This is a genomic window from Bradyrhizobium sp. SZCCHNGR1005, from assembly GCF_032489995.1.
GTDB lineage: Bacteria > Pseudomonadota > Alphaproteobacteria > Rhizobiales > Xanthobacteraceae > Bradyrhizobium.
Genome location: NZ_JAUEZC010000001.1, coordinates 166044 through 190839, shown reverse-complemented (window position 1 = coordinate 190839; position 24796 = coordinate 166044). Strand labels below are relative to the sequence as shown.

The 24796-nt window shown below is 64.1% G+C and carries 21 protein-coding genes; 14 read left to right on the top strand and 7 right to left on the bottom strand.

All coding sequences use genetic code 11. The features are described 5' to 3' along the window. Window positions 1–73: 73 nt before the first annotated feature. From QXZ85_RS00795 to QXZ85_RS00745, 11 genes are all read left to right on the top strand, one after another. The gene (locus QXZ85_RS00795) at window positions 74–907 is read left to right on the top strand and encodes a universal stress protein (RefSeq protein WP_316173646.1); all 834 of its coding nucleotides are present in this window, start codon (window positions 74–76) and stop codon (window positions 905–907) included. 27 nt (window positions 908–934) lie between these two features. Next, on the top strand, window positions 935–1360 hold the full coding sequence (locus QXZ85_RS00790; protein WP_316173648.1) for an HPP family protein: 426 nt from the start codon (window positions 935–937) through the stop codon (window positions 1358–1360). A 349-nt stretch (window positions 1361–1709) separates the two neighbouring features. Continuing rightward, on the top strand, window positions 1710–3359 hold the full coding sequence (ccoN, locus tag QXZ85_RS00785; RefSeq protein WP_315707019.1) for a cytochrome-c oxidase, cbb3-type subunit I: 1650 nt from the start codon (window positions 1710–1712) through the stop codon (window positions 3357–3359). A gap of 14 nt (window positions 3360–3373) precedes the next feature. Continuing rightward, the gene (gene ccoO / locus QXZ85_RS00780; RefSeq protein ID WP_315707018.1) at window positions 3374–4108 is read left to right on the top strand and encodes a cytochrome-c oxidase, cbb3-type subunit II; all 735 of its coding nucleotides are present in this window, start codon (window positions 3374–3376) and stop codon (window positions 4106–4108) included. Between the two features lie 19 nt (window positions 4109–4127). Continuing rightward, window positions 4128–4292, top strand: coding sequence for a cbb3-type cytochrome c oxidase subunit 3 (locus QXZ85_RS00775; protein WP_315707017.1), 165 nt, complete (start codon window positions 4128–4130; stop codon window positions 4290–4292). Between the two features lie 5 nt (window positions 4293–4297). Then, on the top strand, window positions 4298–5170 hold the full coding sequence (ccoP, locus tag QXZ85_RS00770; RefSeq protein WP_315741572.1) for a cytochrome-c oxidase, cbb3-type subunit III: 873 nt from the start codon (window positions 4298–4300) through the stop codon (window positions 5168–5170). 98 nt (window positions 5171–5268) lie between these two features. Beyond that, window positions 5269–6735 (top strand): cytochrome c oxidase accessory protein CcoG, encoded by a 1467-nt coding sequence (gene ccoG, locus QXZ85_RS00765; protein WP_315707015.1) that lies wholly within the window; start codon window positions 5269–5271, stop codon window positions 6733–6735. A gap of 19 nt (window positions 6736–6754) precedes the next feature. Beyond that, the gene (locus QXZ85_RS00760; protein WP_315707014.1) at window positions 6755–7255 is read left to right on the top strand and encodes a FixH family protein; all 501 of its coding nucleotides are present in this window, start codon (window positions 6755–6757) and stop codon (window positions 7253–7255) included. A gap of 13 nt (window positions 7256–7268) precedes the next feature. Continuing rightward, a complete protein-coding gene (locus tag QXZ85_RS00755; RefSeq protein ID WP_315707013.1) occupies window positions 7269–9473 on the top strand; it encodes a cation-translocating P-type ATPase in 2205 nt (734 codons plus the stop codon). Then, window positions 9461–9643 (top strand): cbb3-type cytochrome oxidase assembly protein CcoS, encoded by a 183-nt coding sequence (ccoS, locus tag QXZ85_RS00750; RefSeq protein ID WP_315707012.1) that lies wholly within the window; start codon window positions 9461–9463, stop codon window positions 9641–9643. The genes QXZ85_RS00755 and ccoS overlap by 13 nt, the downstream gene beginning before the upstream one ends. A gap of 272 nt (window positions 9644–9915) precedes the next feature. After that, window positions 9916–12024 carry a HAMP domain-containing methyl-accepting chemotaxis protein gene (locus QXZ85_RS00745; protein WP_315729762.1) on the top strand — a complete coding sequence of 703 codons (2109 nt, stop codon included), beginning with the start codon at window positions 9916–9918 and terminating at the stop codon, window positions 12022–12024. A 124-nt stretch (window positions 12025–12148) separates the two neighbouring features. Here QXZ85_RS00745 and glgA read toward each other — a convergent pair whose 3' ends face one another. Then, window positions 12149–13564, bottom strand: coding sequence for a glycogen synthase GlgA (glgA, locus tag QXZ85_RS00740; RefSeq protein WP_315707010.1), 1416 nt, complete (start codon window positions 13562–13564; stop codon window positions 12149–12151). Between the two features lie 248 nt (window positions 13565–13812). Here glgA and QXZ85_RS00735 point away from each other — a divergent pair, with 248 nt between their 5' ends. The 3 genes from QXZ85_RS00735 to QXZ85_RS00725 all read left to right on the top strand — a co-directional run bounded on the left by QXZ85_RS00735 (window position 13813) and on the right by QXZ85_RS00725 (window position 17501). Then, window positions 13813–14994, top strand: a complete 1182-nt coding sequence (locus tag QXZ85_RS00735) for a CaiB/BaiF CoA transferase family protein (protein WP_409977532.1) — start codon at window positions 13813–13815, stop codon at window positions 14992–14994. A gap of 229 nt (window positions 14995–15223) precedes the next feature. Further along, on the top strand, window positions 15224–16291 hold the full coding sequence (locus QXZ85_RS00730) for an alcohol dehydrogenase (protein ID WP_315729084.1): 1068 nt from the start codon (window positions 15224–15226) through the stop codon (window positions 16289–16291). 130 nt (window positions 16292–16421) lie between these two features. After that, the gene (locus tag QXZ85_RS00725; RefSeq protein WP_315707008.1) at window positions 16422–17501 is read left to right on the top strand and encodes an isocitrate/isopropylmalate dehydrogenase family protein; all 1080 of its coding nucleotides are present in this window, start codon (window positions 16422–16424) and stop codon (window positions 17499–17501) included. Window positions 17502–17520: 19 nt separating this feature from the next. On the opposite strand, the gene QXZ85_RS00720 is transcribed toward QXZ85_RS00725, so the two are convergent. The 6 genes from QXZ85_RS00720 to QXZ85_RS00695 all read right to left on the bottom strand — a co-directional run bounded on the left by QXZ85_RS00720 (window position 17521) and on the right by QXZ85_RS00695 (window position 24792). Next, entirely contained in the window at window positions 17521–18930 is a 1410-nt protein-coding gene (locus tag QXZ85_RS00720; RefSeq protein WP_315769248.1) for an NCS2 family permease, read from the bottom strand. A 37-nt stretch (window positions 18931–18967) separates the two neighbouring features. Next, window positions 18968–20842 (bottom strand): adenine deaminase, encoded by a 1875-nt coding sequence (locus QXZ85_RS00715; RefSeq protein ID WP_315769246.1) that lies wholly within the window; start codon window positions 20840–20842, stop codon window positions 18968–18970. A 20-nt stretch (window positions 20843–20862) separates the two neighbouring features. After that, complete coding sequence (locus tag QXZ85_RS00710; RefSeq protein WP_315769244.1) at window positions 20863–21471, bottom strand: helix-turn-helix domain-containing protein; 609 nt, start codon at window positions 21469–21471, stop codon at window positions 20863–20865. 775 nt (window positions 21472–22246) lie between these two features. Beyond that, window positions 22247–22642, bottom strand: a complete 396-nt coding sequence (locus QXZ85_RS00705) for a helix-turn-helix transcriptional regulator (RefSeq protein ID WP_315707004.1) — start codon at window positions 22640–22642, stop codon at window positions 22247–22249. Between the two features lie 7 nt (window positions 22643–22649). Next, complete coding sequence (locus tag QXZ85_RS00700) at window positions 22650–23918, bottom strand: LysR family transcriptional regulator (RefSeq protein WP_409977531.1); 1269 nt, start codon at window positions 23916–23918, stop codon at window positions 22650–22652. 451 nt (window positions 23919–24369) lie between these two features. Continuing rightward, on the bottom strand, window positions 24370–24792 hold the full coding sequence (locus QXZ85_RS00695) for a hypothetical protein (protein WP_315765470.1): 423 nt from the start codon (window positions 24790–24792) through the stop codon (window positions 24370–24372). Window positions 24793–24796: the final 4 nt, after the last annotated feature.

Sequence of the window (24796 nt, the reverse complement as noted above, 5' to 3'; positions counted from 1 at the left end):
ACATTGATCTATCTCATCACGTTCTCGGATTTCATCCCTAAGAAGGCATGGAAGCAATGTGTGGAGGGATGGGATGACATTCGCAACGGTGATGGTGAGCCTTGCGCTCGACCAGCCGAACGAGGCCCGCCTCCATGTTGCGGGTGATATTGCGGAACGTTTTGGTGCTGAGGTGATCGGGGTGGCGGCGGGGCAGTTCAGTCCGCCGCTGTATTTTACGACCGGCGAACAGGCGCAGGACCTGATCTGGCAGGGCGAAGCGGCGGTGAAGCGCAAGCTCGCAGAGCTGGAAACGGTCTTTCGCGAGAGCCTCAAGACCCGTGCCGGCACCGTGAGCTGGCGCAGCGCGCTCGATTTCCCGACCCGCTACGTGCTGGCCCAGGCGCGCGCCGCCGACATCCTGGTCTGCGGCGGCCAGAGCGCGGCCTTTTCCGATGCCTTCACATCGGCAAGCCCGAAGGACCTGGTGATGGAGTCGGGCCGCCCGTTGCTCCTCGTGCCCGACAGCGCTGGCTGGCTCGATCTGCGCAGCGTGCTGGTGGCCTGGAAGGACAGCTCGGAATCGCGCCGTGCGGCGGCAGATGCCCTGCTGCTGCTCGGCAAGGCCAAGAACGTGGTGGTGGCCGAGATCCTCGAAGACAGCGTGGAGCGCGATGCCTGCGAATCGCGTCTTGGGGACGTGGTCTCCTGGCTGGGGCGGCACGGCGTGATCGCTTCGGCCAGAGTGGTCGAGCGGACGGGGGGGCGGGATGTGGCCGCCGAACTCGATGCGGTGGCCGACGACACCGCGGCAAGCCTCGTGGTCGCGGGCGCCTACGGCCATTCGCGATTTCGCGAACTCGTGCTCGGCGGGGTCACGGAACATCTCGTGACCCAGGCGCGACGTTGCGTGTTGCTGTCACATTGATGCGACGAATTTGAACAGGATAGCACCTTGTACAGATTTCTCGAAGAGACCGCCGGCAATTACATGATGCGGGGAGTGAAGACGGTCACCCGCGACACGACCGTGCGCGAATTGAGCGAAATGCTCGACCGCGACGATTTCAACTCCTATCCGGTCGTCGAAAACGGCGCGGTGATCGGCATCGTCACCAAGTTCGACATGCTGAAGTGCTTCGCATTCACGCCGAATCAGATGTTGCCGCGTTACAGCGACCTGATGAACCGTGCGGTCGCGGACATCATGACGGCGGAGTTCATCTACGTCCGGCCGGATACCAAGCTGACGCGCGTGCTGCAGCTCATGGTCGAGCATCGCATCCGCAGCGTGCCGGTGACGGACGGCCAGAACCATCTGGTCGGCATCATCGCCCGCGAGGACATCGTGCGTGCGCTTGCCGCGGCGGCAGGCGACTAGCGCGGCGAATTTGAAGCCCGGTCAGGTCGTTCGCAGCTCGTCATCGGAAGTTCAAATTCACAGCCGCCGTGGATAGGGGCGGGATCTCGGACGTCGTGCGAGCTTTACCGTCGATCGGCTCCGAAAGGCTCGGGGGCGAGCGACAACGCGTGCTGCGCCCGCGATCGCGCAACGCGGCTTGACGTTGCCCGTATCGATACGGGCGATCTCGTCATGGACGATCTATCCTGGTCGTTCCGCTGAATACATCGAGAGCAGAGCGTGCATTAGCAGCCTATCTTGATTTCGATCAATTCCCCGTGTGCGCGATTATGGTTGCTGGTCTCGTCTTCTTTCAGCGAGATTCCGCATGAGCGCGTCCTCAACAGCAAAATCAATGACCATCGGCGAAAGTGGGCTCTCGCTCATATTCGCCGTCACCGCTTTCCTGTGCGTCTTCGCCGCGGCGAAAGCGCTGGATCCGGCTTTCGCGTTCCACGCCTCGCTCGGGGCGGCGGCGAGCGCGGCGGCCGTGTTCGTGATTCTCAACCGCTACTTCGAGCGGCCGGCCGAACTGCCCGCCCAGGAGATCAACGGCCGTCCGAACTACAACCTCGGCCCGGTCAAGTTCGCGTCCTTCATGGCGATGTTCTGGGGCATCGCGGGTTTCACGGTCGGTCTGCTGATCGCATCCCAGCTCGCTTGGCCCTGGCTCAATTTCGATCTGCCATGGACCAGCTTCGGGCGCTTGCGTCCGCTGCACACCTCGGCGGTGATCTTCGCGTTCGGCGGCAACGTGCTGCTTGCGACCTCGTTCTACGTGGTGCAGCGGACCTGCCGCACGCGCCTGGCCGGCGATCTCGCGCCCTGGTTCGTTGTGGTCGGCTACAACTTCTTCATCCTGATCGCGGGCACGGGCTATCTGCTCGGCGTGACGCAGTCGAAGGAATACGCGGAGCCGGAGTGGTACTCCGATCTGTGGCTGACGATCGTCTGGGTCACTTATCTGCTCGTGTTCCTGGTGACGGTCATCAAGCGCAAGGAACCGCACATCTTTGTTGCGAACTGGTTCTATCTTGCCTTCATCGTCACCATCGCCGTCCTGCACCTCGGCAACAACCCGGCGCTGCCGGTCTCGCTGCTCGGCTCGAAGTCCTACATCGCGTGGGGCGGCGTGCAGGACGCGATGTTCCAGTGGTGGTACGGCCACAACGCGGTCGGCTTCTTCCTGACCGCCGGCTTCCTCGCCATCATGTACTACTTCATCCCGAAGCGGGCGGAGCGGCCGATCTATTCCTACCGGCTGTCGATCATCCACTTCTGGGCGCTGATCTTCCTCTACATCTGGGCCGGTCCGCACCACCTGCATTACACGGCGCTGCCGGACTGGGCGCAGACGCTCGGCATGACCTTCTCCATCATGCTGTGGATGCCCTCCTGGGGCGGCATGATCAACGGCCTGATGACCCTGTCGGGAGCCTGGGACAAGCTGCGGACTGACCCGGTGCTGCGCATGCTGGTCGTCTCGGTCGCCTTCTACGGCATGTCGACCTTCGAAGGGCCGATGATGTCGATCAAGGTGGTCAACTCGCTCAGCCACTATACCGACTGGACCATCGGCCACGTGCATTCCGGTGCGCTCGGCTGGGTCGGCTTCGTCTCCTTTGGCGCGCTGTACTGCCTGGTGCCGTGGGCCTGGAATCGTCGCGGTCTCTACAGCCTCAAGCTCGTGAACTGGCACTTCTGGACGGCGACGCTCGGCATCGTGCTCTACATCTCCGCGATGTGGGTCTCGGGCATCCTGCAGGGCCTGATGTGGCGGTCCTACACCTCGTTGGGCTTCCTCGAATATTCCTTCATCGAGACCGTCGAGGCGATGCATCCCTTCTACATCATCCGTGCCGCCGGCGGCGCGCTGTTCCTGATCGGCTCGCTGATCATGGCCTACAATCTCTGGATGACGGTGCGTGTCGGTGAGGCGGAAGTCGAATCGCCCGTCGCGCTTCAGCCGGCGGAATGAGGAGCGGTTACACCATGTCTTTCTGGCAACGACACCAAGTCATCGAGAAGAACTCGATCATCCTGGTCATCGGCATCCTGCTGGTGATCGCGATCGGCGGCCTCGTCGAGATCACCCCGTTGTTCTACCTGAAGAGCACGATCGAGGCGGTCGATGGGGTGCGTCCCTACACGCCGCTGGAATTGGCCGGCCGCAACATCTACGTCCGCGAGGGCTGCTACCTCTGCCACTCGCAGATGATCCGTCCCCTGCGCGACGAGGTGGAACGTTACGGCCACTTCTCGCTCGCGGCGGAGAGCATGTACGACCATCCATTCCAATGGGGGTCGAAGCGCACAGGTCCTGACCTCGCCCGCGTCGGCGCCAAATATTCCGACGATTGGCACGTCACTCACTTGACCAATCCGCGCGCGATCGTGCCGCAATCCGTCATGCCCGGCTATCCGTTCCTGAAGGAGACCGAGCTCGACGCCAGCAATATCGCGGATCATCTGAAGACGCTGCGTGAGGTCGGTGTGCCCTATACGGAAGAGCAGATCGCCAACGCCGCGGCCGATCTCAAGGCCCAGGTCGATCCGGACAGCGCCGACGCGGAAGCGCTTATCAAGCGTTATCCGAAGGCGGTGGTCCGCAATTTCGACGGCAAGCCGGGAGCTCCGACTGAGATGGACGCGCTGATCGCCTACCTGCAGATGCTTGGAACGTTGGTCGACTTCAAGCTCTACAACGAAAAAGCCAACCTCCGCTGAGCTTGGGAAGGCAAGAATCATGAAGCCCATCCTTGTGATTGAGAATATCGCGTCGTCCCTGGTGACGACGCTGTGGACCCCGATCTTCGTCGCGATCTTCATCGCGATCGTGACCTATGCCCTCTGGCCTCGCAACCAGGCCGCTTTCGACGAGGCGGCGCGCATGCCGTTGCGGGAGGATTAATCATCATGGCTGACCATAACGAAATCGACACTGTCTCCGGCACCGCCACAACCGGCCATGCATGGGACGGCATCAAGGAGCTCAACACGCCGCTGCCGCGGTGGTGGTTGATCACCTTCTATCTTACCATCGTCTGGGCGATCGGTTACTGGGTCGTCTATCCGGCCTGGCCGCTGATCTCCACCAACACCAAGGGCCTGCTCGGCTACTCCTCCCGTGCGGAGGTTGCGGTCGAACTCGCCAATCTGGAGAAGATCCGCGGGGAGAAGATGGCGGCGCTCGCGACCGCCCCGCTCGCCGACATCGAGAAGGACCCGGCGCTGCTCGCGCTGGCCCGCGCCCGCGGCAAGACCGTGTTCGGCGACAATTGCGCTCCGTGCCATGGCACCGGCGCGACCGGCTCGAAGGGCTTCCCGAATCTGAACGACGACGATTGGCTGTGGGGCGGTACGCTGGACCAGATCGAACAGACGATCCGTTACGGCGCACGTTCCGGCAATGCGAAAGCGCATGAAGGCCAGATGCTCGCCTTCGGCAAGGACGGAGTCCTGAAGCCGGCGGAGATCATTGCGGTTGCCAATTATGTGCGGTCACTCTCGGGCCTGCCCACCCGGCAGGGCTACGACGCTGCCGCGGGCGCCAAGGTCTTCGCGGAGAACTGCGCCGCCTGTCACGGCGACAATGCCAAGGGCAATCCGGAGCTCGGCGCGCCAAATCTGACCGACAAGATCTGGCTGTACGGCTCGGATGAGGCGACGTTGATCGAGACCATCACCAATGGTCGGGCCGGTGTCATGCCTGCCTGGGAAGGGCGGCTCGATCCCGCGACCATCAAGGCCATGGCGGTGTATGTCCACTCCCTGGGTGGTGGAAAGTAGCGGAATTCCAACGGAAATTTCGCTTCGATTGAGCTGGATCAAACGCGCGGCCGGAGGCGAGCATACCTTCGGCCGCAAATGCGAGATGTATCCCAGCCATGAACAAGACGGTAAGACCGGAAGACCTGCAGCCGGTTGACGATTCCGGCCCGCTCTACGCGGCGCACAAGAAAGTCTACCCACAGAGCGTCTCCGGGACCTTTCGCCGGATCAAATGGACACTGATGGCGCTCTGCCTCGGCGTCTATTATTTCCTGCCGTTCGTGCGCTGGAATCGCGGTCTCGGCGCGCCTGACCAGGCGGTGCTGATCGATTTCCCGAACCGGCGCTTCTACTTCTTCTTCATCGAGCTGTGGCCGCAGGAGGTCTATTATTTCACCGGGCTTCTGATCATCGCTGCGGTCGCGCTGTTCTTGATGAACGCGATCGGCGGCCGCATCTGGTGCGGCTATCTTTGCCCGCAGACGGTCTGGACCGACCTGTTCTATGCGGTGGAGCGGCTGATCGAGGGCGACCGGCGCGAGCGCATGAAGAAGGACGCCTCGAACGATCCGATGAAGCTTGAGCGCGTCTCCGAAATCGTGCTCAAGCACTCGATCTGGCTTTTGATCGCGTGGTGGACCGGCGGCGCCTGGGTCCTCTATTTCAGCGATGCGCCGACCCTGGTGAAGGATCTCGTCACCTTCCAGGGACCGGTGCTCGCCTATGTCTGGATCGCGATCCTGACCGCGACCACTTACCTGCTTGCGGGCTTCATGCGCGAGCAGGTGTGCGTCTACATGTGCCCGTGGCCCCGCATCCAGGCTTCGCTCACCGACGAATGGGCGCTTAACGTCACCTATCGCTATGATCGTGGCGAGAAGCGGATGTCGGTCAAGAAGGCCGCCGAGCTGCGGGCCCTGGGCGTGAAGGCCGGCGACTGCATTGATTGCCGACAATGCGTCGCAGTATGCCCGACCGGCATCGATATCCGCAACGGCGCGCAGATGGATTGCATCCAATGCGGCCTGTGCATCGATGCCTGCGACACCGTGATGGCCAAGATCGGCCGTCCAACCCGACTGATCGGTTACGACAACGACATCAACATCCACCGCCGCCAGGAAGGCAAGCCGCCGATCTATCGGCCGGTGCGTCCGCGCACCCTGGTCTATGGCGCGATCATTGCCGGGGTAGGCGGCTTCATGGTCTACACGCTGGCGACCCGCTCGTTGCTCGACGTCAACGTCCTGCATGACCGCAATCCGCTGGCGGTGAAGCTGTCCGACGGCTCGATCCGCAACGCCTATACGATGCGCGTGCTCAACAAGCACGGTTTTGATCGCGTCATCGCCATCGATATCGAGGGGCCGGCGAACGCGACTGTCCACGTCGTCGGCGCCGATTCCGTCACACCGGACCGGCCGATGATCGTGGTCGGACGCGACCAGACCGAAGAGCTGCGGCTTCTGGTCACCGCGCCGGCCGAGAATAATCCGGAAAAGTCGATCCCGGTGAAGTTCCACATCACCGATATCGGGCTCGGCGTAGTCGCCTCCGCCACTGACAATTTCGTCAATCCTTGAGCTTTGAGGATCTTAGGTCATGAGCCGTCATTCCAAGCCATCGAAGCCGCTGACCGGCCGCATGGTGCTTCTGATGCTGATCGCCTTCTTCGGCACCGTGATCGGCGTCAATGTCACCATGATGCGGTTGGCGATCTCCACGCTGCCCGGCACCGAGGTGGACAGCGCCTACAGCGCGAGCCTTGGTTATGAGAAGGAAATCGCGGCAGCGCGAGCGCAGGCCGCGCGCGGCTGGAAGGTCGACGCCCATATCGAGCGTGGCCAGGATGGAGTGGCCGTCGTGCGGGTCGCGGCCCATGACCGCAGTGGCAAGCCGGTGACCGGGCTCGCATTCCAAGGCCGGCTGGAGCGGCCGGCCGACAAGCGTGCCGACCAGGCGGTCGAACTCGATGAAGTCGGCACGGGGGTCTATCGCGGCAGCGCCGGGCAGATCGCGCCGGGCCAGTGGGATCTGGTGCTGGAAGGCGACGCCCGCGGAGAGCGGATGTTCCTGTCCAAGAATCGCGTGCTGTTGAACTGAGAGGGGACTCGTCATGCAGGTGACGCGCGATTTCTCCCATTACGTCAAGGATCTCGGTTCGGGCCTGAAGCATATCGATCTGGCGGTTGAGGGTGTCAGCTGCGCCGGCTGCATGGCCAAGATCGAGCGCGGGCTGTCGGCGCTTCCGGACGTGACCTTGGCGCGCGTTAACCTGACCGACCGCCGCGTGGCGCTGGAGTGGAAGCAGGGCACGCTCGATCCCGCCAAGTTCATCGACCGCCTCGCCGAGCTCGGCTACAAGGCCTATCCGTTCGAGAAGGCCAGCGCGGAGGCGACCGAGGCCGAGGAGTCGCGCTTCCTGCTGCGCTGCCTGGGTGTCGCGGCCTTCGCCACCATGAACGTGATGATGCTGTCGATCCCGGTATGGTCGGGCAATGTCAGCGACATGCTGCCGGAGCAGCGTGACTTCTTCCATTGGTTGTCGGCCGTCATCGCGTTGCCGGCCGCTGCCTATGCCGGTCAGCCGTTCTTTCGCTCGGCGTGGCGCGCCCTCAAAACCGGCAACGTCAACATGGATGTGCCGATCTGCATCGGCGTGATCCTGGCGCTCGGCATGTCCGTGGTGGAAACGTTCCATCACGCCGAACATGCCTATTTCGACGCTGCCATCATGCTGCTGACCTTCCTCCTGGTCGGCCGCTATCTCGACCAGAACATGCGGCGGCGGACGCGTGCGGTCGCCGGAAACCTGGCGGCACTGAAAGCCGAGACCGCGACCAAGTTCGTCGGCGCCGACGAGATCTCCGAGGTGCCCGTGGCGGCGATCCGTGCCGGCGACATCGTGCTGCTGCGGCCCGGCGAACGCTGCGCCGTCGACGGTGTTGTCATCGAAGGACGTTCGGAGATCGACCAGAGCCTGATCACCGGCGAAACGCTCTACGTGCCGGCGGAGCAGGGCACCGCGGTGTATGCCGGCTCGCTCAACATATCCGGGACGCTGCGCGTGAAGGTCTCAGCGGCGGCCGAAGGCACGCTGCTGGCCGAGATCTCGCGCCTGCTCGACAACGCGCTGCAAGCACGCTCGCGCTACATGCGCCTCGCCGACCGTGCCTCGCGGCTGTATGCGCCGGTGGTGCATGCGACCGCGCTGCTCACCGTTCTCGGCTGGGTGCTCGCAGGCGCAAGCTGGCATGACGCCGTCGTCACCGGCATTGCCGTGCTGATCATTACCTGCCCCTGCGCGCTCGGGCTCGCGATCCCGACGGTGCAGACGGTCGCCTCGGGTGCGATGTTCAAGTCCGGCGTGCTGCTCAATGCAGGCGATGCGATCGAGCGTCTCGCAGAAGCCGATCACGTGATCTTTGACAAGACCGGCACGTTGACGCTGCCGGAACTCGAAGTGGTCAACGCGGCCGACATTCCGCCGGATGTGTTTGCGCTCGCGGGTCAGCTCGCGCTGTCGAGCCATCATCCAGTGGCGGCGGCAGTCGCGCAGGCCGCCAATGCCAAGGCGCCGCTGGTCGGCGCGGTGGAAGAACCCGGGCAGGGCGTGCGGGCGACGGTGCAGGGTGTGGAAATCAGGCTGGGGCGGCCCTCCTTCTGCGGCGCTGACGGCCTTGCCGCCGGAAAAACCGATATCGATCCCGAAGCGTCGATCGTGGCCTTCAGCCGTGGCGAGGAGAAATTCCTGTTCTCGGTCCGCCAGGGACTGCGGCCGGATGCAGCCAGGATCATTGCCGGATTGAAGCGCCGTGGTATCGCGGTGGAAATTCTGTCGGGCGATCGCCAAGCGGCGGTCAAAGCGGCCGCCGAAGCCCTCGGCATCCGCGAATGGCGCGCCGGTGTCACGCCGGCCGACAAGATCGCCCGCATCGAGGAATTGAAGCGGCAGGGCGTCAAGGTGATGATGGTCGGCGACGGCATGAACGATGCGCCATCGCTTGCGGCCGCTCACGTCTCGATGTCGCCGATCTCGGCCGCGCATCTCAGTCAGGCCACCGCCGACCTGGTGTTCTTGGGCCGGCCGCTGGCACCCGTGCTCGCGGCGATCGATTATGCCCGCAAGGCGCTGCAGCTGATGCGGCAGAACCTCTGGCTCGCGGTGGGCTATAATCTGCTCGCGGTGCCGATCGCGATCAGCGGCGTGGTGACTCCGCTGATCGCGGCCGCGGCCATGTCCGGCTCGTCGATCCTCGTAATGTTGAATGCGCTACGTGCCCGCAACGTGAGGGAGGAGCAGACGTCATGGAAGTCATGATCATTCTCGTGCCGCTGGCGCTTGCCCTCGGCCTTATGGGACTATGTGCGTTCTTATGGTCGCTCAAGAGCGGTCAGTATGACGATCTCGAGGGCGCTGCGTGGCGCGCGATTGCCGACGACGATGAGCCGACGGAGCTGCCCCGGCAGGCCTCCTCCAGGGGCCGCTGACCGCCGCTACCGGTCCGCCTCAGGCGCGGTTCTATAATCAGCGAATGTTGCTCCGTGCCGCCGCTTGTTTGCAGCGAGCTGATAAGCCAGACATCTGCGAGTTATTTGTTGCCGCTGGTATGCGAAAACCACGCGGTTAAGAGATCGGTTGCAGTTTGCGAGCTAGTTTCACTTCAGTTTCCGAGCCGGTGTCATTGCATCGCCTGCCGTAGCGGCCAGGCGACGATCCCTCGCGGGCAGCCGGCCGACTTTGGTGGCGAAGGCGAAACACCATGCTCGAAGATGGCTCGTTCACGTCCAGGACTGGCGGGGCCAGCCTGAAATGGAGAGTGCTCGCCGGTAATTTGGTGACGGCTCTTCTGGCTCTCACATTCGCCGGGCTGGTCGCGTGGACAGGCTGGACGGATCTGCGCGAACGCGAGCAGTCGGCGCGGGTCCTGACCGCCTTCGAATCGGTGATGAAGGTCAACAGCCAGATTCCGCTCGAGCGCAGCGCCTGGAACCTGCTTGCCGGCGCGGCAGCGGCTTCGACCAGCGAAGTCGCCGGGCTGGACAAGTTGATTGCCGCTACCGATGCGGGCATCCTCAAGGCCAAGGCCGATCTTCAGAAGGCCGGCCTATCGACCAACAATGTCGAGGCCGCCGAGCGCATCTTGAAGCAGCTCCGTGGGGCGGCGCGCGCTGCCGTCGTGCTGCCATTGGCCCAGCGCCCGCAGAACATCCAGGCGACGACCATCGACAGTCTCGGGCGTGCGGTCGATGCCCTGACGGCCGGCACGGACGAAACGCTGATCGAAATATCGCGCACGGCCGGTGACATCGAGAATGTCCTGCCGTCGGTTCAGGTCGCGCAGCTGGCGCAGGCGATGCGAACGGTCGGCGGTGCCAGGTCCGCCGTTCTGCGCTTCTTCATTCAGAACCTGTCCTGGACCCCAGCGCGCCTTGCCGAAGTCACGGAGCAGACCGGACAGGTCGCATTGCTCTGGCAGCAGATCGAGTTGGCGGTCAGGAACGTTCGCGATGCGCCGGAGCTGACGGCCGCTCTCGAGCATGTGCGCTCGACCATGATGAGCGAGGGCGAGCGGCGCTATCGGGACGTCGTCAACGCTGCGCGGGATGGTCGCCCATCGCCGGTCGATGGCGCGCAGTGGGGCCCCTGGACCTCGCCGATGCTGAACAACATTCTGGTGCTCCGCGATGCCGCGTTGAAGTTCGCCCACCAGGCCAATGATCGGGCGATCGAGGCCGCGCGTATGCGCCTGTTCGGCGCGTTCGCGGCGTTCCTGCTCGTCGCCGCTGCCTCGGCCGGCGTAATGATCGCGGTGATTCGCCAGGTGATCCGGCCGCTCAGCGGCCTCACCGCTGTGACGCATCGTCTCGCCAATGGCGAGCTGAGTGAGGAGATTCCGGACGAGACCCGCAAGGACGAGATTGGCGCGATGGCGCGGGCGTTGAAGATCTTCAAAGATGCCTTGATCTCCAAGAAGGAGGCGGACGAGGCTGGTGCGCGCGAGGCGCAGGCGCAGATCGATCGTGCGCGTCGGCTCGACAGCATTACCCGCGGCTTCGAGGCGGCGATTGCCGAGATCGTGGAGACGGTGTCCTCGGCGGCGACCGGGCTCGAAGCCTCCGCCGACCGGCTGACTGCCACAGCCAACCACTCGCAACAGCTCACGACGATGGTTGCGTCCGCATCGGAAGAAGCCTCGGCCAATGTCCAGTCGGTGGCTTCGGCGACCGAGGAGCTCTCGTCCTCGGTGAACGAGATCAGCCGCCAAGTGCAGAATTCGGCTCAGATCGCCGGAGAGGCGGTCGAGCAGGTGCGCCAGACCACCAGCCGGGTCGGGGAGCTCTCGCAGGCGGCGGCCCGGATCGGCGACGTCGTCGAGCTCATCAACACCATCGCCGGGCAAACCAACTTGTTGGCGCTGAACGCGACGATCGAGGCCGCCCGCGCCGGCGATGCCGGCCGAGGGTTTGCGGTGGTTGCCACCGAGGTGAAAGCTTTGGCCGAGCAGACCGCCAAGGCGACCGATGAGATCACCCAGCAGATCTCGAGCGTTCAGGCGGCCACACAGGAGTCGGTCAGCGCGATTCGGCAGATCAGCGAGACCATCGAACGCGTCTCGGAGATTGCCGCAACGATTGCATCCGCAGTGGAGGAGCAGGGCGCCGCGACCCAGGAGATTTCCCGCAACGTTCAACAGGCTGCGCAGGGCACGCACCAAGTCTCGGCGAACATCACCGATGTGCAACGGGGAGCGAGCGAGACCGGCTCCGCCTCGGCGGAGGTGCTTTCATCGGCTAAATCGCTGGCCGGGGATTCCAGCCGTCTGAAGCGTGAAGTAGGGAATTTCCTCAAGGCGCTGCGCACGGCGTGAGGACGGCGGAGCTCGCCAGATCGTCTCGCCAAGCCGTAACGGCGATCCCATTGCGGTGTTCGCATGAAAAAGCTCGAATCGCATCCGGGCTTTTGTTTGCAGCTGTGCTGGAGCTGAGCGCCGGCTACGACGCCACCGTCTTCTGATACAGCGCGCTGTAGCAGGCAGCCGACAGATTCCAGCTGAACGAGCGCCCCATCGCCGAGAGCCGCATCGCGTTCAGTCGCTCGGCGCTCATGAAGGCCGAGAAGGCGCGGCGGACGCCGCCGAGGAAGGATTCCGCCGACGGCTTCGGAAACAGGAATCCGGTTTCGCCGTCGGTGATGGTCTCGGCCAGACCGCCGGTCTGGTGACCGATCGGCAGCGAGCCGAACCGCTGGGCATACATCTGGCTGAGGCCGCAGGGCTCGAAGCGTGACGGCATCAAGGTGAAGTCGCTGCCGGCAAAGATGCGTCGCGCCTGCGCTTCATTGAAGCCGATCGCGACTCCGATGGCATCGGGGCGGCGGCGATGCGCCTCGAGCAGCGCCCATTCGATCGCCGGCTCGCCCGAGCCCGTGACCACGATTTGACCGCCCGCCTCGACGATCTGGTCCGCCGCCTCGAGGACGAGATCGATGCCCTTCTGGTGGACCAGACGAGCGACCAGGCCGAACATCGGCCCGCGCGAGACCGCAAGCCCGAACTGCCTGCGGACGTAAGCGGCATTGGCGCGCTTGCCTTCCCAGTCGCCGGCGCCGAACTGCTGCGCCAGTTGCGTGCAGTAGCGGGGATCCCAGCTCTCGTCGATGCCGTTGAGGATGCCGGTGAGCTCATGCGCATCGGAGCGCTGGCGCAACAGGCCTTCGAGGCCGCAGCCGAGCTCCTCCGTCGTGATCTCCTTGGCGTAGGTGGCGCTGACGGTGGTCAGGTGGGACGCATAGACCAGCCCGCCCTTGAGGAAGGAGAGCTTGTCGTAGAATTCCAGCCCGTCGATATGGAACGAGGACTCCGGTGCGCCGATCCGCCGCAGCGACTCCCGCGGAAACAGGCCCTGGTAGGCAAGGTTATGGATGGTGAGGATCGAGGGTACGTCGACGCCGCGCCAGGCGAGATAGGCGGGCACCAGTGCCGCCTGCCAGTCGTTGGCATGAACGAGGTCGGCTGCCCAGTTCTTGTCCAAGGTGCCTGCAGCTAATTCAGCAGCGGCCGCGGCGAGACGACCGAAGCGGATATCATTGTCCGGCCAATCCTGACCGTTCTCGTCGCCATAGGGATTGCCAGGGCGATCGTAGAGTTGGTCGCAAAGAAGCACGTAGACCGGCAGCCCGTCGCGTGTCGACGATCGCCCGAGCGCGCAGGCCGGCATCTCCGCGAGCGCCTCGCATTGGCCAACGATGTCGATATGGGTGAGTTGTTCGATCACGTCCCGATAGCCGGGCAGCATGATCCTGACGTCGGTATGTGAGCGAAGTGCTCTGGGAAGAGCAGCGGAAACGGCGGCCAGTCCGCCCACCCGGACGAAGTCGTCCATCTCGGTCGTAACGAACAGAACCCTCAAGAGATGCCCTCGATCAAGCCCCATGGAATGCCTATGCAAGAAAAGGTCCAAAGTAACCATCAGCCGGAAAGCGAAGGACCGTGAGAACCGTAAGGGCGAAACGCTTTCGGCGAACTACGGTTCGATTTAGGGTGCCACCGCGCCGTGCGCCATGACTGATAATCCGTAAATCCAATACGGACGCGAGGTCGATCTCGCCGGGACGCTGCTGCGCGAATGAGGAAACTCCGGGAATCAGGGAGCTGTGCGTGACGATAGGCGAAAACGATGAGGGGAATTTGACAGGAGCCTTCGCAGGCCTTCGGGTGCTCGACTTTTCGACCACCATTGCCGGTCCACATTGTACGCGGATGCTCGCGGACATGGGCGCCGAGGTGATTAAGATCGAGTCAGGTGAAGGTGAAACGATGCGCACCCGGCCGCCGGTTCGCAGCGGCTGCTCCTCTACCTTCGGCCAGCTCAATGTCGGCAAGAGGAGCGTGGTGCTCGATCTGAAATCGCCGGCCGGTCTCGAGGCGGTGCGTCGGCTGGCGGCCACGGCCGATATCCTGGTCGAGAATTTCCGCCCGGGCGTGATGCCGCGCCTGAAGCTGGATTACGCGGCGCTCGCGGGCCTCAATCCGCGATTGATCTACTGCTCGATCTCCGGCTACGGCCAGACCGGTCCATCCGCCGAATTGCCGGCCTATGCGCCGGTGATCCACGCGGCTTCCGGCTACGACATGGCGCATCTGGCCTATCAGCCCGGGCGCGACCGGCCCGATTACTGCGGCATCTACCACGCGGACGTGGTGACCGGCGCTTATGCCTTTGGCGCGATCGCCTCCGCACTTTACCAGAGGGAGAGGACCGGGCGCGGCCAGCACATCGACTGCTCGATGCTGGAATCGATGCTGACGCTGACCTTGAATGAGATCCAATTGTCGCAGTTTCCCGTTCCGCTCCCGCCGCGACCAACCTTCGGGCCGGTCGAGAGCCGCGACGGCTTTGTCATGATCGCCATTGCCAGCGAAAAGACCTTTCAGAACCTGATGAAGGTGATCGGCCGTCCCGAATGGGTCGAAGATGTCCGCTTCGCGAAATATGCCGATCGCCGCGCGAACTGGGGCGCGCTGATGGATGGCGTCGAGGCCTGGTCGCGCGAGCTGACCAATGCGGAATGCCTGGCGGCGCTGAGCGCCGGTGGCGTGCCCAGCTCGGCCTATCGCACCGTCGCCGAGGCACTGAACGATCCCCAACTCGCCCATCGCGATGCCCTGGCGGAGGTCGAAGATGACGGCGGCACATTCAAGGTCGTCAATCTGCCGTTCCGCATGTCGGAAGCGAAGGTCGCGGCCGGTCGCCGTGCCGCGTCTCTGGGCGAGCATACCGATGCGGTGTTGAAGGAGGTCGGCCTCGCGTCGATGCGCGTTGAGCAATCGCGCGAGTGATGCGTTCTGATCCGGATAGGCATGAGCGCGGCGTTCAGCGGCGGCCTTGCCGCTCAACAGATTTCCGTCCAATGTCCGCGAACGGTATCAACCAGGTCCGGAACAACCGGACGTGCGGCAGGAGGAAACACCGCAGGGCCCGCCGATGGCTCTCCCCGCGGCCACGTGTCTTCTCCGGCCATCTGTCAGCCTGCGCTCGTCTCCCATGCGCAGCGCGACCGGAGGGAACATGAAGAGTTTTAAGGTCACCGATTTCAACGCGCCGCTGCACGAGATCGACGAGCCGACCCCGCAGCCCTCGGGCACGCAGGTGCTGGTCAAGGTCAAGGCAGCCGGCGTCTGCCACAGCGATCTGCACATCTGGGAAGGCGGCTACGATCTCGGCCACGGCCGCAAGCCGCTGTCCCTGAAAGACCGCGGCGTGTCGCTGCCGCGGATCATGGGCCACGAGAGCGCGGGCGAGGTCCTGGCCTTCGGCCCGGAGGTGACCGAGGCCGACAAGGGTGGGCTCAAGATCGGCGATGTCGTGCTGGTCTATCCATGGATCGGCTGCGGCAAATGCGCGACCTGTCTCGCCGGCGACGAGAATATGTGCCTGAAGCCGGCCTCGCTGGGCGTCTATTGCGACGGCGGCTATGCCGACCACATGACGGTGCCGCACCCGCGCTACCTGCTCGACCTCAAGGGACTCGATCCGGTCACGACGGCGCCATACGCCTGTTCGGGCGTCACCACCTACAGCGCGCTGAAGAAGGTCGAGAAGGATTTCGGCACGCCGATCGTGATCTTCGGCGCCGGCGGACTTGGCCTGATGGCGTTGTCGCTGCTGAAGGCGATGGGCGGCAAGGGCGCGATCGTGGTCGATATCGATGCCAAGAAGCGCGAGGCGGCGGAGGCGGCCGGCGCGCTCGCGACCGTCGACGGCAAGGCGCCCGATGCGTTGGAGCAACTGGTCAAGAAGGCTGGCGAGCCGATCCGCGCCGCGATCGATCTGGTCGGCAATGCCGCCACTGCGCAGCTCGGCTTCGACTGTCTGACCAAGGGCGGCAAGCTCGTGATGGTCGGCCTGTTCGGCGGCGGCGCGCCGTGGGCGTTGCCGCTGATTCCGATCAAGGCCATCACCATTCAGGGCAGTTACGTCGGCAACCTCCGGGAGACCCAGGAGCTGCTCGATCTTGTCAGGACGAAGAAGATCGCGCCGATCCCGGTGACGCCGATGCCGCTCGCCAGGGCCAATGACGCGCTTCGCGAACTGCAAGCGGGCCGTTTGGTCGGCCGCGCCGTGCTGACGCCGTAGTACTCACCCGCTCTTTCGTCATTGCGAGGAGCGCGAAGCGACGAAGCAATCCAGAGTCTCAACCTGGGCCCTGGATTGCTTCGCTTCGCTCGCAATGACGACCCTAACTCACTCGGATCGCGAAGAAACCATGCCCACCACCAATGCACTCCACATCGCAGTCCTCCCCGGCGACGGCATCGGCCCGGAGGTCATGGCGCCCGCGCTCGAAGTGCTGCGCAAGGTCGAAACCAGGGCGGGTCTTTCGTTCCGCTTCACGGAAGCCCAGGCCGGCGCCAACAACTATCTCGCCACCGGCGTGTCGATCGCCGACTCCACGATCCGGCTGTGCGAGCAGGCGGACGCGATCCTCCTTGGCGCCTGCGGGCTGCCGTCGGTGCGCTACCCCGACAACACCGAGATCGCGCCGCAGATCGAGCTGCGCTTCCACTTCGACCTCTATGCCGGCGTACGGCCGGCGCGGCTGATCCCGGGCGTGCCGAGCCCGATCGTCGGCGCCGCCGAGCGCGGCATCGACTTTGTCGTGATCCGCGAGTCGACCGAGGGGCTGTTCGCCTCGATGGGGAAAGGCGTGGTCACGCATGAGGATGCGCGCGAGACGCTCGTCATCACCCGCAAGACGTCGGAGCGGCTGTTCAACTTCTCCTTCAAGCTTGCCGCCCGCCGCAAGGCGCGCGGCCGCTCCGGCACCTTGGCTTGCGTCGACAAAGCCAATGTATTCAAGGCCTTCGCTTACTTCCGCAAGATTTTCGATGAGGTCGCTCACCTTCATCCGGATGTGAAGACGGACCATCTCTACATCGACGCTTGCGCTCTCATGTTGGTGAAGCGGCCCTGGGACTTCGACGTCCTCGTCACCGAGAACATGTTCGGCGACATCCTGTCCGATCTCGCCGCCGGTCTCGTCGGCGGCATGGGCATGGCACCCTCAGCCGACATCGGCGATCGTCACGCCGTGTTCCAGCCGTGCCACGGCACCGCGCCCGATATCATGGGGCAGGGCAAGGCCAATCCGACCGCCATGATCCTGTCGGCCGCGATGATGCTGGATTGGCTCGCCGACGTCAGCGGCATCGAAAGAGCCGCTGAAGCGGCCCAGCGGATCGAGCAGGCGGTCGACAAGGTCTATGCGTCCGGCCTCAAGCCGATCGAGTTCGGCGGCAGTGCCGGCACCGCCGAGGTGACCCGGGCCGTGCTCGATGCGCTGTGAATCCCTTTAGCCGTCCTCGTCAGAAGATCTGGGCGGTGACGACGGCATAGGCGATGAAGACGACGCTGAGGCCCCACACCATTCCGGCGATCCGGCCGCCCCGGCCGAAGGCGAGTTCGAGCGCGACATAGCTGAGGGTGCCCAGCGCCATGCCATTGATCAGATTATTGGTCAGCACGGTGACGAGCAGCATCAGGACAATTGGCACCGCGGTCGCGAGGTCGGTCATGTCGACGCGCGCAAACCCCTGCATCATCAGGACGCCGACCATGATCAGGGCCGGCGCGGTAGCCTGCGGCGGGACGATCACGAAGATCGGCCAGAAGAACAATGCCAGGCAGAAGAAGGCGGCCACCGTCAGCGAGGTCAGCCCGGTGCGGCCGCCGGCCTGCACGCCGGTGATCGACTCGATATAGGCGGTCACCACCGAGGTGCCGAGCAGGGGGCCCACGATCGAGGCCGTCGCGTCGGTCGCGAACACCGCCGTCGCGTTGGGGATCGACCCATCCGGGCGCCGCAGATTGGCGGCACCGGTCACGCCGATCAGCGTGCCGAGCGTGGAGAAGAACTCGGCGCACAGGAAATAGAAGAGCAGTGGCAGGGCAATGAGGAAATGGCTGACGAGATAGCCGATATCCATTGCTATGAACGTGCTTGCCGGCCAGCGCGGCCACGACAGCAGCGTCTGCGGCATCGAGGTGACCATCTTTCCGTTGGCACCGGGCACGACCAGCCCGATCAGGGTCAGAACCGCGATCGAGATGATCAGCGCGCCCGGCACGCGGCGGGCCACCAACACCGGCGTCAGCAGCAGGCCCGCCAATGTCAGCGCGACCGGCGGACTGCGCAGCGAGCCCATCGCGACATAGGTCGACTGGCTCGCCACGATGAAGCCGGCCCCGCGCAGCGCAATGAACACGATCAGCGTGCCGACCGCAGCCTGGATACCGATCTTCAGGGTCTCAGGAACGTCCCTGGCGGCACGCTCACGCAATCTCGTCAGGCTGAGGATCAGGAACAGGACGCCGGTGAAGGCGACCATGGCAAGCGCTCCCTGCCAGGGCATGCCCATCTGCTTGACGATGACATAGGTGAAAATGATGTTGGAGCCCATGGCGGGGGCGACCGCGAGCGGCAGGTTGGCCGACAGGCCCATCAGCACCGAGCCGAAGATCGCCGCGAGCGCAGTGGCGCTCACGAGGTCGGCGCGATCCATCCCGGCATTGGACATGATGGCTGGATTGACTGCGATGATGTAGGCCATCGCGGCGAAGGTGGTGGCGCCCGCCATGATCTCGCGGCCGATCGTGGTGCCGCGCGCGGTCAGCTTGAAGAAGCGGTCGAGCACGCCGCCGTCTTGAGCCGATGATCCTCCCGAAGCCGCTGCCACGGATGCCGCAGCGGGTTGCGCCTTCGTCATGTCCTGCATCGCGGTCTCCGTCCTTGCGCGGTCTTTCGACGCCTGATCACCACACCACCGGGTGGGTCTTGCCGGTCTGCACGTTGATGAAGCCGAGCGGTGCCTGCTCGCAGGGGGCGACCAGGACCCAGCTCCAGGGCGCGCAGGTCAGGGTCGCGAACATCAGCCGCTCGGGAAAGCCGGGATACCAGCGCGGCCGGAACGTCGGCTCGTACATCCAGTCGACCTTGCGGCCTTCGGCGTAGAGGGCTTGCATCTCCGCATCGAGCGCCTCGGCGGAACGGCAGCTCATGAGACCGCCAACCTCGAAGCGGACGGTAGCCGCGAGTTCGCCTTCGCGCACGAGCGCCCAACCGCCCTGCTGGGCGACGAGCGCGTTGACGGCCTTGGCCATCGCTGCATCCGACGAGCCGACCACCCAGATGTTGTGCTTGTCATGGGCGACCGAGCAGGCCAGCGCCGTCTCCGGCGTGCGCGGGCCGCAGCCCTTCCAGAACATCTTCGACACCCGGCCATCGCCCGAGAAGCGATCGACAATGGCGAATTTGGTGATGGCGAGGTTCTCGTCGCGCTGTACGGCGCCGTCACGCACGGGCAATTCGAACGAGTAGAAATCGGGATGCCAATGGAATGGGCGGATCACGGCCGCCTGCATCGTCGTGCGCCCGGCGGCAGCCGGCAGCGCGAAATCCTCCGGCATGATTTCGCGCTTGATGTTGATCGTCTTGGTGGCCCAGTCCGGCCAGGCGATGCGGGGCACCTCGCCGAGATAGCGCGTCCCTTCTGAGACCTGGCGGCCGTCGGCCCAGACCTCCGCGATCATGAGGTTCTCGACGTCCGACAACAGCACGACGTCACCGAATCGGCCGGGCGCGAGGCTGCCGACGAACGGTGTCAGCCGCATATGCCGTGCGGGGTTGATGGTGAGGCATTGGATCGCGATTTCCGGAGCAAGACCGGCCTCGATCGCGACGCGCGCATTGTGATCGCTGGCGCCGAGCGCCAGCGTGTGGCTGGCGCTGCGGTCGTCCGTGGTGAATGCGATCTGCGACCAGTCCTTAAGGCCCTTCTTCAGCAGCCAGGCGACGATCTCGGGCATCGCGTAGATGCGCAGCTCGATGAAGAGACCGCGGGTCAGCTTGTCCCAGGTTTCCTCCGGCGTCTGCACCTCATGGTCGGAGGCAAGGCCGGCGGCGGCGAAGGCGTTGATCTCCGGCAGCTCGCGCAAGCCCGAGGCATGGCCCTCGACGACCCCTCGCGCCGCGAAGGTCGCGCCGATCATGCTCCAGAGCCGCTCATAGGAGGGATTGTCCGGATTCCAGACTGCCGGCCAGTCCATCACCTCGTCGAGGCCGGTGACCATCAGGCTCTCGCGCATGAAGCGCGCCTGCTCCGCGCCGCCATACCAGCCGCCACCCCACTCATAGGCGGTGGGCGGCACTGCTGAGCCCGGCTGCGGAAAGATCTTCAGCGGCGAACCACGGCGGCGCGCTTCGAACCAGAACTCGAGATTGCGTACCCCATTGACGTTCGAGAATTCGTGGCTCGCCTCGCAGGTCCAGGTATTGCCGCGCGGCAGGACCAGGGCTGCCTCCCATTCGGGGGTCAGATGCGAGCTCTCGATGTGCTTGTGCACCTCCCCGAAGCCGGGCACGGCAGCGAGATCCGGCCGATGCACGCGTTCACCCACCTCGCCCGGAAAGCTTCCGGCCGGGCCGACCCAGGCGATACGCCGTCCCTTGAAGACGATCTCCTGATCTTCGCTCCAAGTGCGGCTGTGCACGTCGAGCAGGCGGCCGACCTGCAGCGCGCGGCAGGCGGGACGACGGCCCAGCGCGGTCAGGACCAGATCCTGGCGGAGCCGGACCTCCTGCGTGGCATCGATCAGAAGGTCGTCTGCAGTGTCCGGCACGAGCACCATACCAATCGTCCTTGCTATGCCTATGGCTTGGCCGCCCGGCCTTTGCGCGATGATGCGTCGGCGGCAGGCGTCGCCTGCTTCGCAGCAGCCGCATCCCGCCGGCGAACGTTCTTCAGGAGTGTCGTCGTCGCCCATTCGATCGCGTCGGCGATCTCGGCGCTCGACATGCCGAAGTCCTCGCGCAGCGCATTCCAGGCCAGCGTATTGTTGAGATAGGCGGCGAGGGCCTCGGCCTGCCGGGCCTCCTTCGGCGCCAAATTCCTGACGAGCGGGGCCATCGCCTTGCGATGCTGCCGGATCACGCGGCGGCGGAATTCCGCGCGCATGGAGCGGCCGGCACGTGTCAGCGCCAGGGCGCGCGCGAGCTGCGGATGTCGGTCGTAGCGCCGGCACAGCTCACGGAAGGTCGTCGGCAGTTCGTCCGGCGTGCTGAACGGGATGTAGCCGAACACGCTGTTCTCGATCCATTCGGCGGCTGCTTCCATCAGCTCGGCGCGGTTCTTGAAGTGACGGTAGATGGTCCGCTCGGCGATGCCGGCGCGCCTTGCGACGGCGGCCATGGACGTATCGTCGGCAGCCTCGTCCTCGAGAGTCTCGACGAACGCCGCGACGATGCGTTGCCGTGTCATGGCGGCGTATTCGTCCCGGACATTGGTCGGATGTCGCTGAACTGCACTCATGTCAGAAAACTGACATCTGTGCCCGCAGGGCGGCAAGACGATTTTGCGGGCACGGGCGCCGCAAAATGAAGCGCCGCTTTTGCGTCAGGAGCGGCGCGCGGGGAGCGGCTCACTCCCGTTGGACTGCGGCTTGCGCTTTCCTGCGGAAGCGAGGTGGCCCGTCGCGGTGGTCTTCGGAATCAATGAAAGCGTCGCCCGTGAGCTTGATCGCCCATGGCGCGCCGGCTCTCATCCCTCGGCAACTTGGCGTCGCCATCTCGGCGCCCGAGCGGCGCGATCGATATCGCGAAGGGAGTGATCGGGCGCTTTGAGGTCGATGGAGCTCGGCGCGCCGGTAGCGCCGATTCATCTCGCGTTACCATCAATCATGAGGCGTAAGCGGTCACACGGGGGGGGCCAAGCGCCGGACTCCGCAAAATGGTCGCCGCAGCAGCAAAGGCCGCCGGACTGCCGAATGGGCGTCAGGCGAATGACTCCGATGAAACCTAGGGGACGTGACGCCAAAGCTGGCCATTGCGGCCGATAAGGCCGGGGGAGCCCGGCCACTATGGCTTGTCGTCTTGTCAAATGGCTCATCCCGCCGGATGGCCTGTCTTATCGACACCGATGCAGTGAACTCGCTCGAGTTAGCATCATGCTCGGCGCCCCCAAGTCGCGCCCTCGAGCGAAACTACTTCACTGGCATGAGGTGGTCGTATCTGACGACGTCAGATACGGCTCTATTCTATTCCTCGTTGGCCGCGATCGATTCCATCAGGGCCACCAGCTGACGCTGCACGGTCTGGTCCTTGATCTTGCTGTAGGCGCGTAGCAACCGCAGGCTGAAAGCGCTGTCCAGAAACAGGAGGCTCTCGACCTCACGCGCCTTGCCGTCGCCGTCATAGAAGAAGGTGACGGGCACATCGAGCGCGTTGGCAATCTGCTGCAGACGCGCAGCGCCGACGCGATTGACGCCCTTCTCGTACTTCTGAACCTGCTGGAAGCTCACCCCGAGCTTTTCGCCGAGTTCAGCCTGCGAGATCTTTTGTTCCACGCGCCGCAGCCGAATGCGCTTACCGAGTTCAATGTCAGGTTTGCCGGCACTGCGCTGTTTCATTTTTTTTGCCGCTGATTTGTTCATTCGAGTGTTACCGTCCTTCAGTTGAAAATCCCCCGAACAGATGGGTCAGGGGTTCACCCATATATACTGTTTTAAGTTGTTGTGGATGGATGAATTCGTCCTTGAACCACGGGTATTTGCCGGGGTTAAAGGCCTCCACAAGCCAGTCGATCATGTGCCGCACCCTAGGGATGCGGCCGCTTGTCGCATGATACGTCAGCCAGATATCGTAAGACCAGCGCAAATCAACCTCAAGAGGTATAATCTTCCCGCCTAGCGCACAGGCATAGGTCGGAAATACCCCGATTCCGGCCCCATGGGCGACGGCCCAGTAGTTTGCACTCGAGACATTCGTCCTCATCCCTATCAGGTCACGCTGATCATGACCGGGAAACAGGCTCACGAAGGCTTCGTTCGCAGCGGCTTCATCCGCGACCTGCAACACCATGCGGTGTTTGGCGAGATCGTCAACCGTCTTGGGCGAGCCGTGTGTTTCCAGATATTTCCGGCTCGCAAAGAACATCAGGTGCATGCGGCCGAGCCTGACCAGCTTGACGTCGAGCGCAGCAGGCCGTGACAGATGAATGGCGACGTCGGCCTCATGCCGCGACACGTCGGCAGATCGCATCGCGCAGTGGAGATCGATCGAGATATTGGGAAACGATTGTTGAAATTCGACCAGGCGCGGCGCGAGCCAGAATGTGCCGAGTCCTTCGGTCACGGCGACCCTGACCTCGCCGGAGGCCGCGTTGGCGACGCTGTCGCCGGCGCGCAGGAGCTCGAAGGCGGCCGCCTCCATGCGTTCGACCGCGGACACCACCAGGGCGCCCTCATCGGTCAGTCTGGCGCCATGCACGTCCCGGGTGAATAGTGTCGCGCCGACCTGACGCTCGAAATCATCGATGCGACGGCGCACCGCATTGATGGAGAGGCTGAGCCGCTCGGCGGCCGAGCGGAAGCTCCCTGCGCGCACGACCTCCAGGAAAATGCGTGCGGCGTCCCAGTCGTGCAAGCTGGGAAGTGGCAGCTTGCCGATCGCGACCTTAGGTGGTCCGGATTTGCCCGCCAGGCCGCGCAGTGGCGGTCTGCCCAGGGCGGGTCCTCCGCCGCTATCAGCGATAGTCGAATCGCCCGGCACAAGCCCCGGTCCCGCAGCCTCTGCAAAGCCCGCCGCATCCAGCGCGGGCTGGTCTGGACCATCGGTCCGGTGTTCCTCCTGAGGAACGCCCCGTTCCCTTGCAAAGCGCATACAAGCCGTCTCCGCCTGATAGACTGATAGACGCCAAAATACGGACATGGTTGGTTCCGCGCCATGGATTTTGAGGCCGATGTTGGCCGATCTGCCATGCCGGAACGAGAGATGTGTGATCTTGGCCGTACCGTCATACCGGTCGCGGCCAGCCTGCCGGTGTGGCGAATGACGGGATCTTACGCTGGTTTTGACCAGGGATGCTTTTTATCGAGCTGCAACGAAATGGTATTCGAAGGAGATGGCGCGACATGCTATCGTGCTGAACGGTTTGTCAGGTCGACCGACTTGAAGTCGATCGACATGGGCCGTCAGGCTTTGCACCGAGCGTTCGATCCGTGCGTCCATGGGATGGTGGGCCTGTGGTGCGCGGGCAGGGAGAGGGTAACGCAAAGGTCGGAAGGGGCAGATATGCTGCGTCCGCGGGCCGTGCGCACCAACGGGATCAACCCACTTGTACTTCGTTATTGGCTAAAAACGGAATATGGCTGTGGTTAATTCAGACGAACAGATGCTTGCTGTGCTTGCCACGCTTGAGCAGTGCCGCGCAGCGCTGGCCGCAGCAGGTCAGCGGGATACGGCGCATTTGGTTTCGGTTGCGGTTCTCGACCTCCGGATGAAGCTGAATGATCTCAGTGAGGAGGATTTGCAGGCCCTGTGCGACGAGATGGTCCAGGCTGACAATCCGAACAAGCTGCGCGATCCGAAACTTCAGCCGGGCCAGCGCCGGCGGCCGCTCCTGAGGCTCGTCAAGTAGATCACCACCATGTCTTGGACGCGTTGAATGGCGCGTTTGTGATCGGCGCAACCGGTCCCTTTGGCTGAAGCCCGGTTGAAATGGCTGATAACCCGGTTCACAGGGGCGATGTGGCCGGCCCAACTGTCCGCGCATTCTCTTGCGTATTTCCTGCATCGGCTGCATGACG